This is a genomic window from Agromyces binzhouensis, assembly GCF_004135055.1.
Taxonomy (GTDB): Bacteria; Actinomycetota; Actinomycetes; order Actinomycetales; family Microbacteriaceae; genus Agromyces; species Agromyces binzhouensis.
On the sequence record NZ_SDPL01000732.1, the window covers coordinates 1 to 779 of the forward strand.

The following is a 779-nucleotide window of genomic DNA, read 5'->3' on the forward strand; positions in this document are numbered from 1 at the left end:
CGCCGCGAGCGGGCCCCGCGACGAGGCCGCCGACCGCCGCCGCGAGGGCGGGCGCGTCGACGCGTTCGGGATGCGTCGTGACGACCAGGGCGATGAGCCAGACGAACACGAGCGCGAAGGCGACGACCTCGAACACGGTCAGCGACGACCAGCCGAGGCCGTCGTAGACCACCCACGCCGCCACCTCGACGAGGAGTGCTGCGACCGAGGTCGCGACGAGCCTGCGCGGCATGCGCCGCACCAGCCACGGCGTCCCGGCGGCGAGCAGGAAGAACGCCGCGCCGGCGGCGCTGGCGAACACGTTGTGCAGCGTCTCGTCGGCGTCGATGGGCACGAGTCCGACGCCGGCGAGCGCGAAGCCGATGATGCCGACGAGCGCGTGGACGACGGTGCGCGCGCCTCGGCGCGCCCGGTACTCGGGGCGTGCGAGCCCCCGGACGAGTCGACCGGCCATCGCCGCCATCGCCCCACCCGAGAGCACCAGGCCGGCGTTGAACCACACGGCGGCGACGTCGTCGGACGTGCCGAGCTCGCTGAAGTTGCGCACCCACCACTCGCCCGTGTCCGTGAGGCTCATGCTCGCGAGGCATCCGGCCGCCAGGAGCATCGCGACGACGTTGAACGACCGGTACACGGACTGGTGGTGGGCACGTCGATGGACCGCACCGGTCGTGGCCCCGAGCCCGCCCGCGAGCGCGGCGCACGCGGCGAGGTGGCCGCCCGGGAACCCGTCGAAGGCCCCGGCTGAGCTGCCGACCGCGAGCGCCGCGATCGTCGCC

The 779-nt window shown here is 74.7% G+C and carries 1 protein-coding gene; it reads right to left on the minus strand.

The window, feature by feature from the left end:
* The coding region (locus ESO86_RS17935) for a DUF998 domain-containing protein (protein WP_129236052.1) at window positions 1-779 on the minus strand (779 nt) is incomplete at both ends.